Origin of the sequence: Sulfuriferula multivorans (assembly GCF_003851125.1) — a bacterium.
GTDB lineage: Bacteria > Pseudomonadota > Gammaproteobacteria > Burkholderiales > Sulfuriferulaceae > Sulfuriferula > Sulfuriferula multivorans.
This window is the reverse complement of the sequence record NZ_BGOW01000027.1, coordinates 81,778-97,247: the sequence shown is the minus strand read 5'-3', so window position 1 is coordinate 97,247 and position 15,470 is coordinate 81,778. Positions and strand designations below refer to the sequence as shown.

Below are 15,470 nucleotides of genomic sequence, written 5' to 3'. Positions count from 1 at the left end.
CGCGCTACGTTAAAAACGCTTCCTCATTCCTGGCCGCAGTCCGCATACGCTGCTTGGTGCTTTGGCTCGCTATCTCGTGACGACACTATCTAAGCAGAATCCCCTCACCATGAAAAAATTATTTTGTAATCTGTTAAGTGGCGCCGCCATCTTTGCTGTAGCCGGTAGCGCATCCGCCGTGGGCGTAGGTGCCGGGCTGGGTGCAAATGTTGGCGCAGGCGCAGGCGGCAATGCTGGTATGGAGGCACCTGCGGCAGCAGGCGCTAACGCAGCGGGATCGGTCGACGCGAACACGGATGGCTCAAGCCACATGAGTACGGAAGGCAGCGCCAATCAAAATTCCCAAACGTCTCCCGAAGCAACCAAAGGTATGGAGCGGGCTCACGAACGCATGGGCGGAATGGGCAGCGAGCATGAGCAAGCCACAGAAGCCGGAGCCAAAACTAAGCATTCCGTGAAATCCCATCACAAAGGGAAATCAACGGCCAAAGGCAAAGCGCAACAATAGTGCAACGTGGTCGACGCATACTGGAGCCAGAACTGCCTATTGAATGGGCGAAGTGAAGAGGGCTGTGTTTGCTGCATGATTCTTGCTTATTGAAGCTGGGCAGGCGAAGTTTTAAGTTTTCCCAGGCTGATTTGCAGTTGTAGCAGACGCAGGCGCTCCAGTTCTTAATTTTCTGTGTGCTCCAACGCACATACCCTGAGAAAGCATCGCTATATCCTCACGGTCTTTCGAACGCTGTTAATTAAGGCCACTACTTGGCCTCGTAGTCATAGGTACTTTCTCATTCCGGGGCAGCCGGAAAAATTAGCGTGAAATTCCCGGAATTTTTTTTGGTTTTCGGGCAGGCATGCTGGTTGATACAACAATATAAATGTGAGGGTCCGAATGTTTGGTGGCTATGAACATCCAGTCTTGAGTTTGGCTAAACGCCTGGTCAACCCCCTGGTTATTTTCTTTTCTTTAATTATTGCTGTGCTGGTGGAACAGCAGAAATTCGATGGCCTGTACCTGTTGCTGGGAATATTGGCATTCCTCGTTACATCACAAGTGTTTGATGGATTCGAATTTTTTGAAGAGCGCAGCTTGCGCGGTACCGGTAGTTTTACTCATGGCAGAAATCTGCTGCTTGCCTGGGCACTTGTTCTGGTCATATTGGCTGCAATAGGGTCATTCAGCGGGATTGTCGATGACTACAATCCACGGGTTTTGCTGTTGTGGAGCCTGATTACGCCGGTGTTACTGTTTCTTGGACATTCGCTCGTGCGCACCTATCTCGAGGTATTGCGCAGTAACGGCAGCACTGTTCGACGCTCGGTAATTGTTGGTGCAAATGAATTGGGTCACAAGCTCGCTGACAGGATCTATCAGCAGCGCAGCCTGATGACCAAGGTTGAAGCTTTTTTCGATGATCGGACCGGTGAGCGTTGCGAGAGCGAACTCAAAAATGTTGTGTTCGGCGGTATTGATGATGTTGCGAATTATGTTGCACAGCATGAAATTGATCTGGTCTACATTACCTTGCCAATCCTCAATCATCCGCGTGTGATCGACCTGGTCAATTCACTTCGGGATACCACCGCATCGATCTATTTCGTGCCTGATGTATTCATGTTCGATCTGGTTCAGGCGCGCCTGGATAACGTCAATGGTATTCCGGTCATCTCGGTATTCGAGACGCCGTTGACCGGCATTAATGCAGTCCATAAACGCGCTTTCGACATCGTGGCAGCCAGTCTGATTTTATGTGCAATAGCACCGCTGATGCTCATTATCGCGGCACTGGTGAAGGCAACTTCAAAGGGGCCGGTGATATTCAAACAGCATCGCTACGGAGTAGATGGTGAAGAAATCATGGTCTACAAATTTCGGTCAATGTGCGTGTGCGAGGACAGCGAGGTTGTCACACAGGCGACCCAAAATGATGCACGAGTGACCCGGATTGGTGCCATTTTGCGCAGGACTTCACTGGATGAATTGCCGCAATTTCTCAATGTGTTGCAGGGTTCGATGAGTATTGTAGGGCCACGGCCGCACGCAGTCGCTCACAACGAGCATTACCGCAAACTGATTCACGGTTATATGTGGCGGCACAAGGTCAAGCCCGGCATTACCGGCTGGGCTCAAATCAATGGTTATCGAGGCGAGACTGACACGATAGACAAGATGGAAGGGCGGGTGATCTACGACATTGCCTACTTGAAAAGCTGGTCGTTGTGGCTTGATCTGACCATTATTTTTAGAACCCTGAAGCTGGTGCTGAAAGATGCCCAGGCGTACTGATCAGGCTATGCCGGCAACAGTTCTTTGCCTCAGACGTTGGCCTGAAAAATGCTTTATTTGAAATAAACCTTTACAGGAAATGGATTTTTTATGCGCTTGAAAATACATAGATTTATCGGAATCGTTGCCTTGCTAATGACTGCTTTTGCCGGCTCGCTATCAAGCGATACCGCTGCTTCCAGTCCACTGGCGGCGACGACAAATGTGACAAACTTCGACAGGAATCACCGGCCTGAGGTGGTGGCAGTTTCATATCGAACCCCCTCATATACAAATTTTACCAGCACCGAGACGGATGCGGCGATACAGGATAGATCAAGCGTCTCTGCCGTGCCGGATGTGGATATCTGGACCGTGCTTGTAGCGATCCTTGGGCTGGTTAGTTTGCGTCTCTGGCATGGCGGCAAGAAACGCCTGCCGGTCATTCAATGAACAGCGTGGGTGGAACTTCAAATCAGTTTTTGACAAAGTGGCGAATCAAATAATAAAGAGGCAGAAAATGATATTAGTCACAGGCGGAGCAGGTTTCATAGGCGCTAACTTTATACTTGACTGGCTGAATCAATCCGGCGAAGCCCTGATCAATCTGGACAAGCTGACCTATGCGGGCAATCGCGCCAATCTGGCCAGTCTGGAGGGGGACGAGCGTCACCAGTTTGTCCAGGGCGACATAGGCGATACGGAATTGTTGCGTCAACTGCTGCAAGACTATCAACCGCGTGCGGTGGTTAACTTCGCAGCGGAAAGTCATGTGGATCGCTCCATCCTTGGCCCGGCAGAATTCATCGAGACCAATGTGCTGGGCAGTTTCCATCTGCTGGAGGCGGTGCGTTCCTACTGGAACGGACTGAATGGAGCAAACAAGACGGCTTTCCGTTTTCTGCATGTCTCCACCGACGAAGTATACGGTTCACTCGGTGCCTCTGATCCGGCTTTCAGCGAAACCACGGCTTACGCACCCAACAGCCCGTATTCTGCATCCAAGGCAGCTTCGGATCATCTGGTACGTGCCTATCACCACACCTATGGTCTGCCGGTTCTGACCACCAATTGTTCCAATAATTACGGGCCTTACCAGTTCCCGGAAAAACTCATTCCCCTGGTGATTCATAACGCCCTGGCCGGCAAGCCGCTACCGATATACGGAGACGGCAGCAATGTGCGCGACTGGCTTTATGTGTCCGACCATTGCGCGGCCATTCGGGCTGTGCTGGAACGCGGGAAAACAGGAGAAACCTACAATATTGGTGGATGTAACGAGAAAACCAATCTGCAGGTAGTCAAGACCATCTGCACTTTGCTCGACGAGATGAGTACCGGGTCTCCAGTGGTGCCGCATGAACAACTCATCACTTTCGTGGCAGACCGTCCCGGCCATGATCAACGTTACGCCATAGATGCCGGCAAGATTGAGCGGGAACTGGGCTGGTCTCCGCGAGAGACTTTCGAGAGCGGCATGCGCAAGACGGTAGCCTGGTACCTGGATAACCAGCACTGGGTGGCAAACGTGCAGAGTGGCGACTATCGGCAGTGGATGGAAACCAACTATAACGAACGGGCGATGGCATGACACGCAAAGGAATTATTCTTGCCGGCGGTTCCGGCACTCGACTTTATCCGGTCACTCATGCGGTCTCCAAGCAGTTGCTGCCGGTGTATGACAAGCCCATGGTGTATTACCCTTTATCCACGCTCATGCTGTCTGGGATCCGGGATATTCTGCTTATTTCCACACCACAGGATACGCCGCGTTTCGAACACTTGCTGGGGGACGGCAGCCAATGGGGATTGAATCTGCGTTACGCCGTACAGGCATCTCCGGATGGGCTGGCACAGGCCTTTATCATCGGTGCATCCTTTCTCGACGGAGCGCCCAGCGCGCTGGTATTGGGCGACAATATTTTTTACGGCCATGACCTGCCAGCCGGGCTCAGTTTAGCCGATGGCAAAGTGCAAGGCGCTACCGTTTTTGCTTACCCGGTGAAAGATCCCGAGCGTTATGGTGTGGTCGAATTCGACTCTGCGGGCCATGCGATCAGCCTGGAAGAAAAGCCGTCCCAGCCTAAATCCCGCTACGCCGTTACCGGTCTCTACTTTTATGACGATCGTGTAGTGGAGGTAGCCAAGGCGCTCAAGCCATCGCCGCGCGGCGAGCTGGAAATCACCGATGTGAACAGTCAATACCTGGCTTGGGGTGAATTGGATGTACAGGTGATGGGGCGCGGTCACGCCTGGCTGGATACCGGGACGCATGAGTCGCTCCTGGAAGCTTCCCTGTTTATCGAAACCATAGAAAAACGCCAGGGTCTGAAAATCGCCTGTCCGGAAGAAATCGCCTATCGCCAGGGTTTTATCGATGCTGCGCAACTGGAAAGACTGGCGCAACCACTAAATAAAAACGGTTATGGCCGCTATCTGCAGGATTTACTGAAGGAACGGATTTTTTAGTCATGACTGGATCAGTAAAAATTTCAGGGAATCAATGATGCACAAAGCTTTCTATCCAATTATTTTGTCCGGTGGCTCCGGTACGCGCTTGTGGCCGCTGTCCCGTGCTGCGCTACCCAAGCAGCTTTTGCCCTTGCTCTCCGAACGCACTTTATTTCAGGAAACCGTCAGCCGTGTGACGAGCCTGCCAGATACAGCGCCACCGCTGGTCATCTGCAACGATGAACACCGTTTCATGATCGCTGAGCAATTACGTGCGCTACAGATTCAGCCCAGTGCAATTTTTCTCGAACCTGTAGGCCGTAATACTGCGCCAGCGGTAGCGATTGCTGCTCTGGAAGTGTTCAGCAGGGAACCTGAAGGCATGATGCTGGTATTGCCTGCCGACCATTTGATTCGCGACCAGGCAGCGTTTCATCGCGCAGTGCTCCAAGCTACGAGGCTGGCAGAAAAAGGACTTCTGGTTACCTTTGGCATCGTCGCCCGGACGCCGGAAACCGGCTACGGCTATATCCGTAAAGGGGAAGCCTTGACGGACGTGGATGGCAGCTATCGTGTGCAGGCTTTTGTGGAAAAGCCAGACCTGGCTACCGCCCAGTCCTATCTGGATAGTGGTGAATACTACTGGAACAGCGGCATGTTCCTGTTCCGTGCCAAGGATTTTCTGGCAGAGCTGCGCCAGTATCGTCCGGAAATCCTCACTGCCTGCGAAGCCGCCGTGACAGCAGCCAAAAGCGATCTCGATTTCATCCGTCTCGATCCAATTACCTTCGCTGCCTGTCCTTCTGAATCGGTCGATTACGCGGTGATGGAACACACCAAAAAGGCTGCAGTCGTTCCTGCCGATATCGGCTGGAACGATATCGGAGCCTGGGATGCGCTGTGGGAAGTAGGCAGCAAGGACGCAGCAGGTAACGTAACGCGTGGCGACGTTTTGCTGGAAGGCGCAGGTAACAATCTGGTACGCGCGGAATCGCGTCTGGTGGTGGCATTGGGCGTGGATGATCTGGTGATCGTGGAAACTGCCGACGCAGTACTGGTAGCGCACAAGAGCCGGGTGCAGGACGTCAAAAAGGTCGTTGACAAACTCAAGACCGACAAGCGTTGCGAACACCTCTATCACAGCCGTGTTCATCGTCCCTGGGGCTGGTACGAGGGCATCGATGCCGGTGACCGCTTTCAGGTCAAACGCATCATGGTCAAGCCCGATGAGAAGCTATCGCTGCAAATGCATCACCACCGTGCGGAACACTGGATCGTGGTCTCGGGTACCGCGAAAGTGGTACGCGGCGAAGATGAAATCATGCTCAGTGAAAATCAGTCCACCTATATTCCGCTGGGCAGTAAACATCGCCTGGAAAACCCCGGCAAGATTCCCTTGCATCTGATCGAAGTCCAGTCAGGCGCCTACCTGGGTGAAGACGATATTGTGCGCTATGAAGATGTTTATAAACGCAACTGAGCTGCGCCTGCTGGGCGTTGCAGGAAATCTTTTTTTGTTGATGGTGCTTACGATGATTTCGACGACAGCCAATGCAGACCCTGACGACTTTTTCAGTCCGTTTGTGTCGGGTTCATACAACTACGACAGCAACTTTTTTCGTCTGCAAAACGATCAGGCTGCAATGGCCAGACTGGGCACAAGCAACATGGCAGAGTCCTATTTCCAGTTTACTGCAGGGGCAAAAGTGAACTGGCATATCAGCCGCCAGCTGATCAAAGCCAAGGCCGAGGTTAACCGGACGCGTTTCAATAAATACAAAGTACTGAATTTTGACGGACGCGACACTATGCTGCAATGGGATTGGCTGATTGGCAGTGCACTGAGTGGTGACGTAGGGGTCAGCGAAAAAACGGCTCAAGGCAGTTTTGTGAATATTCAGCAGCCGATCAATAACCTGATTACGCTGAAGCGGGCCTTTTTTCACGGCGGCATCGAACTGGGCGCGCCATGGAAATTGAAATTCGGGGTGGAAAAGAGCGATTCGACCAACAGTCTGGCCAGCCAGAATACGCTGGATTCAACGGTCAATACATACAACACCGGCCTGCAGTATCAAACCAGAAAAGGAAGTCTGCTCGAACTGACCAGCCAGATGAGTGACGGCCGGTATCCGAACCGTCAAATTGTTGGTTTGGCGCCTGTTGATAATGGCTACAAACAGTGGGATAACGGTATCCAGGCTACCTGGGAACCCAGCGGAAAAATCAAGCTGCTGGGGCATTTGAACTACACCCAGCGGCGTTACGCCGATGTGCCTCAGCGAAATTTTTCCGGGGTCACCGGTCTGCTCTCAGCCAACTGGCAGGTAACAGAAAAAACCGGGCTTGGGCTGCTGGTTTATCGGGATATTGGTGTAGTCGAAAATACCACAGCCAGCTACTCGGTGAATCGCGGCGTGACTTTAACGGCATCCTGGAAGGCCACAGACAAAGTGGCATTCAATTTAAACGTTGCGCAGAGTCGTATTGCCTACACCGGCGACCCTGGATTTGTGCTGTCAACAGGACCGGCCAGAGAAGATAAATTATCAACCCTGCAAGCCGGCGTGAGTTATGCGGTCCTGCGCAATACCAATCTGGGCGTGATATTACAGCGTGGTGTCAACCAATCCAACCAGGATTTGCTGAGTTATAGGTTCAATAGTGTGATGCTTAATTTGCGCAGTGTATTTTGATTGCGATCATTAATTTGAGCCAGACAGTTATTTCTCACGAAAGAGGTAATCGATGAATAGATATATAAAGATAATTTTTGGACTGATGCTCATTACATGGATGGGTTTTGCTCACGCGACAGACGTTCCGCTGGGTCCAGGTGACGTGCTCAAAATTTCAGTCTACGGCAGTCCCGATCTTAGCTTGGAAACCAGAGTAAGCGAATCCGGCAGTATTACATTTCCTTTGATAGGTGAGGTAGCAGTAGGAGGTTTAACTCCGGCCGCCGCGGAAAAACTGATAGCCAGCCGTCTGCAAACAGGTGGTTTTTTGCGTAAGGCCCAAGTGAATATCCTGGTCACGCAATTTCAGGGGCAAATGGTATCCGTTCTGGGTCAAGTCAAGCAGCCTGGTCGTTACCCAATAGAAGGTAAGCGCAATTTGACAGACATGCTGGCGCTGGCGGGTGGAGTTGATACGCAGGGGGCGGATACTGTGGATCTGATTCGTACCCGAAATGGTAAAACAACTAAAACGAAAATCAATATTGTGGACATGGTACGGAACGGTTCTCTTAATCAGGATTATGATTTGGCTGGCGGAGACCTTATCTACGTCGAACGTGCTCCTGTGTTTTACATCTATGGCGAGGTACAAAAACCCGGCACTTACAGGCTCGAACCGGGTATGACGGTGCTACAAGCGTTGTCGGCTGGAGGTGGCCTCACTCAGCGTGGTACCGAGCGCAATGTACGTATCAAGCGCAAGATGCCAGACGGGAAACTGGAGTCGCTGAAAGCACGGCTTGATGATCCGGTCCAGCCGAATGATGTCGTGTATATCCAGGAAAGTCTGTTTTAATGAGGACGCTGCCATGAGTTTTAATCAGTTCTGGATCATTCTGCGTGCCCGTTACAAACTGGTTCTGGCTGCTTTGCTGATTACAGTGTTGACCGTATTTGCCATCAGCTTATCGTTGCCGAAAACCTATAAGGCAACGAATACCCTGGTGCTCAATTATAAAGGCACCGATCCGCTCACCGGGCAGGCACCTCCGGCACAGGTCATGGACAATTACATGGCAACGCAGGTCAACATTGTCGAAAGTGAAAACGCGGCGATGAAGGTAGTGGCTGCTCTTAAAATGGATCAGCAGGCATCAGAAAAACAGCAATTCGAAGCTGAAACAGGTGGCAAGGGTGATATCCGAAACTGGCTTGCCAAACGCTTGTTGCGAGGTCTGGACGTAACCCCGGTGCGGGACAGCAGTGTGTTGAATATTGCCTACACCAGCACCGACCCTGTATTGGCAGCGACAGTCGCGAATGCGTTCGCCGCGCAATATCAGGCACTAGTGGTGCAACTCACAGTGGCACCATTGCAACAGGCTTCAGGTTTTTTCACCCAGCAGCTGAAAACATTGCAGGCCAATCTGGAGGCCGCACAGCGCAAACTTTCCAAATATCAACAGAACAAGGGAATTGTCAGTGTGGATAGCCGGCTGGATGTGGAGACGGCGCGGTTGAATGATTTGTCAAACCAGTTGGTGACGGCACAGGGGCAGGCGATGGAAGCAGGGTCACGCCAGCGCATGGCGCAAGGAAGCAGCGCGAACGAATCCCCTGACGTGGCAGGCAATCCGCTCATTCAGAATCTGAAAATAAATCTTGGCAACGCCGAGTCAAAATTTTCAGAAATATCCCAGCGGCTGGATAAAAATCATCCACAGTATCAGGCTGCAAAGGCAGAAGTTGATCAACTGCGCGCCGAACTGAACCGGCAAATACGCATTACCTCCAGCAGTGTTGGCAACAACGCGCGGATTTTGCAGCAGCATGAAGGCGAAATACGCGCCGCGCTGGCGGCACAGAAAAACAAGGTGCTGACCCTGAATCGCGCCCGCGATGATATGGCGGTGTTGAACAAGGAAGTGGAAAACGCCCAGCTGGCGTACCAGGCCGCCGCTCAGCGCTATTCGCAGGTGCAGTTGCAAGGGCAATCCACCCAGTCCGACGTGGCGGTGCTCAATCCGGCGACCGTACCGACAAGCCCGGCTGGCCCCAAAATACTGTTCTACACCATGGCGTCGGTGGTCTTGGGCGCCATGCTGGGCCTGGGCCTGGCATTACTGGCTGAAATGCTGGATCGACGGGTGCGATCTGCCGATGATTTGATCCAGCTTCTGCATGTTCCCGTACTGGGGGAGATCGGCTGGGGAATTGCACAACACCAGCGCGTTGGTTTACTGCCAACCCCATTTATTCATCGTTTGTTTTCGAGCTGAAAGGGCAATAGATATGAAACTAAGTACACCTATCCCTTTGCTCACCGACAGCCGCGAATCCAGGATGGGACGCATCCTGCTGGACAAGGGTAAGCTCACCTCAGCCCAGGTTGAGCAGATAGTACAACTACAACAAGAACGCGGCATGCGTTTTGGCGAGGCAGCGCAGGTGCTCGGGTTTATCTCGGAATCCGATATTCAGCAGGTGCTGGCACAGCAGTTCGACTACCCGTATCTGCAGCCAGGGGAGATCAATTTTCCACCGCAGTTGGTGGCGGCTTATCAGCCGTTCAGCAAACAGGTGGAAACCCTGCGAGCGATTCGCAGCCAGCTAATGATGCAATGGTTTTCCGCCGGTCACAAAGCGCTTGCCCTGGTTAGCGCCAATCCCGAAGAATCGAGCATGTTTGCCGCCAATCTGGCGGTGGTGTTTTCCCAGCTAGGGGAGCACACCGTGTTGGTAGATGGCAACCTGCGCAGCCCGCTGCAACATGAGCTATTCAGGCTCGGCAACAGACAGGGGCTGTCAGACATTCTGGCTGGTCGGGCCGGGTTGGAAACCTTGTGCAAAGTGGACTCGTTCCTGAATTTGTCTGTATTGCCGGCTGGTACTATTGCGCCCAATCCACAAGAGCTGCTGGGCCGGCCAGCATTCAAGGCAATCAATGATGGATTATCGAGCAGCTTCGATGTCATTTTGTATGACGTCTCGGCATATTCTACGGGCACGGATGCCCTGGCGATTGCATCGCTGTCAGGAGGTGTGCTGTTGATCGCGCGTAAAAACAAGACGCGCCTAGCTGATTTGAACGAGATGAATGAGCAGCTTGGGCGCAGTGGCGCCAAGGTAATTGGTTCCGTCCTGGTCGATTTCTGATGGCTGCAATCCGCACACAGCTGGCCACATTCACATCAATCGGCACTAAAAAATCGGTTGGTGAATGGCGAGCAATCCAAATCGGTCGGTTGGCCGTTACCCCAATGTTTTATGATCCTCTCAACGGCAGTGGGGCACCAGCGAACAGATGCATACTCCGCTCATCCTTGCTGCGCAGCTCAACTATTCAAGCATTTGCGCCTGAAGATAAATTAGAGCTCAAACGTATTCATCAATTATTGATCATGAAAAACAGAGGGGAACCTCGCATTTCTGCAGTCGTTTGGTCAGTAAATACCATGATGTTAAGGAATTGAGTTGATCGTCAGCCCGCTCCCTTACTTTATCCTGAGCGCTTTGTTGCTGCTGTTGGCAAATGTGTTGGTTCGCTACAGCGCATTCCATCGTGCACAAATCAATGATGCACACACGCGTTATTTGGCTTTGGATGGGCTAAGAGGTTTTCTGGCGTTGGGCGTGTTCTTTCATCACGCAGTAATATTTTATTTTTTCTACGCCACAGGTAAGTGGCAAGTTCCTCCTTCGGCGTTTTATACCTTGCTGGGACAAATTGCCGTATCGCTTTTTTTCATGATTACCGGATTCTTGTTCTGGTCAAAAGCAATCGCTGGCAAAGGAAAAGTCAGTCTGCCCAGACTCTTCAATTCCAGGGTGAGGCGATTAGTGCCTATGTATGTTGTGTCCGTTCTTATTGTGTTTGTCGTGGCCTACATTGCCAGTGGCTTCATCGTTAAGTCATCTACTCCGAAGTTGGCAACCACAATGATTAGGTGGATGACGTTCGGTTTTATGGGTTTTCCAAATGTGAACGAGGTCGGTAACAGTTGGATTATTAATTCGGTGTACTGGACACTGAAGTATGAATGGCTGTTTTATCTGACTCTACCCTTCATCGCCTGGGCTTATCGTGATACGGCTTTTTCCGTTCTGGTTTTGTCCACGACTGCACTGTTGTTCAAGTTTTCTCTGAATATTGTCCTGCTCAGTTTTGTCTTCGGTGCGGTGACCGCATGGCTACTGGATAAAAATATTCAGTGGTTATCGCGCTGGGCGCAAAGCACGCTGGCTGCATTGGCGGTTGCGATGATACTGGTGTTGATATTCTGGCGCATGAATACGGCCTACACAGTGCTTGCCAGTGTGATGTTGTTCGTGTTGTTTTTTATTGTAGCTGCCGGAAATTCGCTGTTTGGCTTGTTAGTCAGCAAACCTGCCAGATTGTTGGGCGCAATGAATTACAGCATCTATCTTCTGCATAGCCCAATTTTGTTTCTGCTGCTGTATTGGGTCAACTTGTCGATATCCGTTGCGCGACTGTCCGCACTAAATTATTGGGGTTTGATGAGCATGGCTGGAATCGTTCTGGTTCTGGTCGCGTCCATGACTTTTCGTTGGGTGGAATATCCGTTTATGCCGCAGCGTAGAGCCGTTGTTTTCCATTAATCCGTTCGGTTTGGAATGAATAAACAGATATGTTTATAGATGTGCATCGGATTCTGGCCCGAGATGTGCTTATGGATTATTCAAGGGATTTTCTTGGATGATGCTTATTGTAACTATGGCAATTGTGATACCAGTGGCGATCCTTCACCGGCATTTCATAGAGAAATCTTTTTTGCGTAAATCGTCCCACTACCTGGTAGCGAACTATGGATGATCGAATATGAGACATTTGGTAACCGAAGCTAATTGCTTTGTAAGCAGATCGCTCTGTGCAGAATTGTTGTGGCAAGGGCATGCGGTATGGGCTGCCGCTTCGAGTCTGACCCCATTTATTTTTATCGCTATGGACGCACCTACCCATCACCGCATTGCGGGCATAACCACTCCGGTGACGGCACCATGACCGACTCATTACGGAGCAAGGTGTTGTCTGGTCTTTTCTGGTCTGTTGCCCAGAGTTGGAGCCTCAAGCTCGTCTCTCTACTGCTATTTATGGTTTTGGCTCGCGTGCTCGACCCACACGAACTCGGTGTGTTCGCCATCGTGATGGTGGTTCTCGGCTTCGTCAATATCTTCGTAGATCAGGGTCTGAGTGAGGCCATCGTGCAACGCGCACAGATCTCAGTGCAGCAACTTAATACAGCGTTCCTCATCAACTTCACGTTGTCGCTGCTGATTTTCGCACTGTTGTGGTTCATCGCTCCGCTGATCGCCGACCATTTAAAGATTGTTGAATTGACTGCCATCCTTCGCGTGGCCACTGTTGGTATACTTGTCAGCGCTATCACCTTTAGCCAACAAGCTATGCTTCAGCGCAACTTCTGCTACCGTTGGCTAGCCACTTGCGCCCTTGTCTCCACCTTGGTGTCGGGTGCAGCGGCTTTATTCTTTGCACTGCACGGGTTTGGTGTGTGGAGTCTGGTTATCCAGGCGCTCACCGCCTCGGTCGTTAGCGCTGTCATGCTGTGGTTCCACCCGCAGTGGCGTTTTTCCTTCGACCTCGACTTTGCGGGAGTGCGTAGTCTGCTCCGCTATGGCCTTAATCGACTCCTCATTAGCCTCATTGACTTCGCCAACTTGCGCTACATTGATATATTTCTGGTCGCAGCACTTGGCCCTGTGGCACTTGGTATCTACTCAGTTGGCGTGCGTATTTATCAGGCACTTGGTCAGGCGCTCAGTTCGGCCATAGTTGGCGTAGTCCACAATGGCTTCTCGCGCGTGGCACACGACCGTCCTAGACTGGTCGCCGCCTACTATAAGGCATTTACCTTCACTACGGCCTCCGTTGTGCCCCTTTTCTGCCTACTCTCTGCTATCGCGCCAGAAGCCATCGTAGTCCTATTCGGCAGCAAGTGGGCCGGTAGTGCTGATGTCTTGCGACCAATGGCTTTTTTGGGCGCTGTACAGGCGCTGGAGACTTACAACGACATTGCCTTTAAGGCCTTGGGCAAGCCCTCAATAAGCCTCAAGATAGTAGTATTCAGGTCGGTGGTTACCTTCCTTACGCTATGGGTGATGCGCGAACCGAGCCTGTCGTCAGTTGTCTACGCTTACGTTGCCAGCCAAATCGTCACCATTCCGCTGACTTTCTATCTCGTGCGCAGGATCGTAGGTGTCTCGCTCCGTACCCTCTTCTCGCATATCTGGCGCTTCCTCACCGCGTGTGCAATAGGGGTGACCGTTATCTCACTTGGCCGGCACATTAGTGTTGTTGTCGAAATGCCAGTGCTGGCCAAATTGCTCATTCTCAGCGCCGCCGGCAGCCTCAGTTACCTTGGTTTTCTTGCTGTGACAGCGCGCGCGCAACTACGTGAGATGCTGACTATGGTCAGGGTGCGACGACAGCCCATCTGAGATCAGCTGTTTATTTCTTTATGAAACACTTAACCAGCAAGGAAAAACACGGAAATTTTAGTTGCTCAGGCTGTGATCAGGCTCCTGCGGTTGATATATCCTTAGGGAGAGTCAAGTGAAACATGTTTCAAATCATTCATCTAATTTAGTTGCCACAGAGAATAATCAGGCTGTGCCGAAATTGAAGCCTATTTTTCATCCCTATCTTCTGGTAAGTAATGTGCCTGTTACGATTGATGCACAGGGGGTGCGATGGACAGACGCACTGTGGCTTAAGGACCTGTCCAGACATGTAACTTACTTGGAAAACTTTTCTCTTGCCTCGCCTTGTCGCCAAGGCGAATCAGGCATTCATGATCTCCAAGTCAGTTCACTGATTCCGCCAGAAAAAATAAATCATATCGATTTACCGTACACGTTTTCCAGTTTGACTACCTTGAAGGCAGTTCCCCAAAACATCCGGTTGTTGTGGGGGGCGCTAAAAAAAACACTAGCAGTTCATTACATGGTCAATACCTTCCCTTTGCCCTATGGATGGTTGATTTTGCCAATGGCCAAGCTTTTGGGCAGGTTCAAAATCATTATGATCGAGTCAGCGCCTTGGCGTTTCCCCTATGCCAAATCTTTCTCCAAAGCCAAGTTGGTTGAATATGTATTTGAAAGGGTAAACGGCTGGTGTGTGAATCAATCGGATTTTTGTCTGTTTACACAAGCTGACTATAAAAAGCAGTTGTTGAGCAGGGATCAGTCCAAGGGCTATGTGATCCCCGCCTCTTGGGTAGACGAGAGTGACATTCTTGATATGGTTGCGGCGGAAAAAATATGGGATGAAAAGTTTTCTCTCTGGCCAGACCGCATCCGTGTGTTGTTTGCTGCACGCTTGGTGGAAGCAAAAGGTGTCAAGGTGATGCTGGATGCCATGCGAATTCTGGCGGATAAGGGAATTTCTTCAGTGGAATTGGGGATACTAGGTGAAGGGGAGTTGCTGCATCTGTGTGAGACTTATGCAAAAAGTCTTTTGCCAGTAGTGCATATTAAAATTCTTGGCACTCGTGAATACGGTAGTGATTTTTTTAACCTGCTCAAAGAATATGACGCGATAGTTATGCCCAGTTTAACTGACGAGCAACCCCGCTTACCTTATGACGCCTACTCCCAAGCTGTACCGGTGCTAGCCAGCGATACCGACGGGATCCGAGTTTGTGTCAAAGAAGGCTCAAGTGGTCGACTCGTTCCACCCGGTGACCCTGAGCAGCTTGCACAGCTACTCGTCTGGGCAGCAGACAACCGAACGATTCTTCGAAGCATGGGTATTGAGTCATTAAAAATTGCACGTGATATGACCCATTGGCATATGCATTATTTGCGCTGGGGCTACTTACATCAGGCAATCGATCATTGGTTGGAGAAAAAGCGATGAGCAAAAGAGTCACTACTGTTCTATTGAACTGGAAGGGTTGGGGAAATATGTTGGAGCGTTTTTCGCAGCGACTATCCGGAATATCGTGTGGTAGTTTGCGACAACAGATCAGCAGGCGTCTCGTTCGAACAAATTCTGATGCTCACTGTTCCAGTCCGAGAGTTTATGCGCAGGT

14 protein-coding genes are annotated in these 15,470 nt (G+C 51.1%); all 14 read left to right on the top strand.

The features are described from left to right. Positions 1–61: 61 nt before the first annotated feature. The gene (locus tag EI185_RS13230) at positions 62–508 is read left to right on the top strand and encodes a hypothetical protein (protein WP_189836411.1); all 447 of its coding nucleotides are present in this window, start codon (positions 62–64) and stop codon (positions 506–508) included. Positions 509–919: 411 nt separating this feature from the next. After that, positions 920–2,287: an undecaprenyl-phosphate glucose phosphotransferase gene (locus EI185_RS13225; protein ID WP_223247829.1), complete on the top strand. Its 1,368-nt coding sequence runs from the start codon at positions 920–922 to the stop codon at positions 2,285–2,287. A gap of 90 nt (positions 2,288–2,377) precedes the next feature. Then, positions 2,378–2,719: a hypothetical protein gene (locus EI185_RS13220; protein WP_124705621.1), complete on the top strand. Its 342-nt coding sequence runs from the start codon at positions 2,378–2,380 to the stop codon at positions 2,717–2,719. A 67-nt stretch (positions 2,720–2,786) separates the two neighbouring features. After that, entirely contained in the window at positions 2,787–3,857 is a 1,071-nt protein-coding gene (gene rfbB, locus EI185_RS13215) for a dTDP-glucose 4,6-dehydratase (RefSeq protein WP_124705620.1), read from the top strand. Beyond that, on the top strand, positions 3,854–4,735 hold the full coding sequence (gene rfbA, locus EI185_RS13210; RefSeq protein ID WP_124705619.1) for a glucose-1-phosphate thymidylyltransferase RfbA: 882 nt from the start codon (positions 3,854–3,856) through the stop codon (positions 4,733–4,735). The genes rfbB and rfbA overlap by 4 nt, the downstream gene beginning before the upstream one ends. A gap of 37 nt (positions 4,736–4,772) precedes the next feature. After that, positions 4,773–6,197 carry a mannose-1-phosphate guanylyltransferase/mannose-6-phosphate isomerase gene (locus EI185_RS13205; RefSeq protein ID WP_223247832.1) on the top strand — a complete coding sequence of 475 codons (1,425 nt, stop codon included), beginning with the start codon at positions 4,773–4,775 and terminating at the stop codon, positions 6,195–6,197. A gap of 52 nt (positions 6,198–6,249) precedes the next feature. Further along, a complete protein-coding gene (epsL, locus tag EI185_RS13200; protein WP_189836410.1) occupies positions 6,250–7,413 on the top strand; it encodes an XrtB/PEP-CTERM-associated polysaccharide biosynthesis outer membrane protein EpsL in 1,164 nt (387 codons plus the stop codon). A gap of 52 nt (positions 7,414–7,465) precedes the next feature. Then, complete coding sequence (gene epsE, locus EI185_RS13195; RefSeq protein ID WP_124705616.1) at positions 7,466–8,254, top strand: polysaccharide export protein EpsE; 789 nt, start codon at positions 7,466–7,468, stop codon at positions 8,252–8,254. Positions 8,255–8,267: 13 nt separating this feature from the next. Then, positions 8,268–9,677, top strand: coding sequence for a chain length determinant protein EpsF (gene epsF / locus EI185_RS13190; RefSeq protein ID WP_124705615.1), 1,410 nt, complete (start codon positions 8,268–8,270; stop codon positions 9,675–9,677). Positions 9,678–9,690: 13 nt separating this feature from the next. After that, positions 9,691–10,554, top strand: a complete 864-nt coding sequence (gene epsG, locus EI185_RS13185; protein WP_124705614.1) for a chain length determinant protein tyrosine kinase EpsG — start codon at positions 9,691–9,693, stop codon at positions 10,552–10,554. Next, entirely contained in the window at positions 10,554–10,871 is a 318-nt protein-coding gene (locus EI185_RS13180) for a hypothetical protein (protein WP_124705613.1), read from the top strand. The genes epsG and EI185_RS13180 overlap by 1 nt, the downstream gene beginning before the upstream one ends. A 1-nt stretch (position 10,872) precedes the next feature. Continuing rightward, positions 10,873–12,018, top strand: coding sequence for an acyltransferase family protein (locus tag EI185_RS13175; protein WP_189836409.1), 1,146 nt, complete (start codon positions 10,873–10,875; stop codon positions 12,016–12,018). A 399-nt stretch (positions 12,019–12,417) separates the two neighbouring features. Beyond that, complete coding sequence (locus EI185_RS13170) at positions 12,418–13,875, top strand: lipopolysaccharide biosynthesis protein (protein WP_189836408.1); 1,458 nt, start codon at positions 12,418–12,420, stop codon at positions 13,873–13,875. A 115-nt stretch (positions 13,876–13,990) separates the two neighbouring features. Further along, positions 13,991–15,295 carry a glycosyltransferase gene (locus EI185_RS13165; protein ID WP_124705610.1) on the top strand — a complete coding sequence of 435 codons (1,305 nt, stop codon included), beginning with the start codon at positions 13,991–13,993 and terminating at the stop codon, positions 15,293–15,295. Positions 15,296–15,470 lie beyond the last annotated feature (175 nt).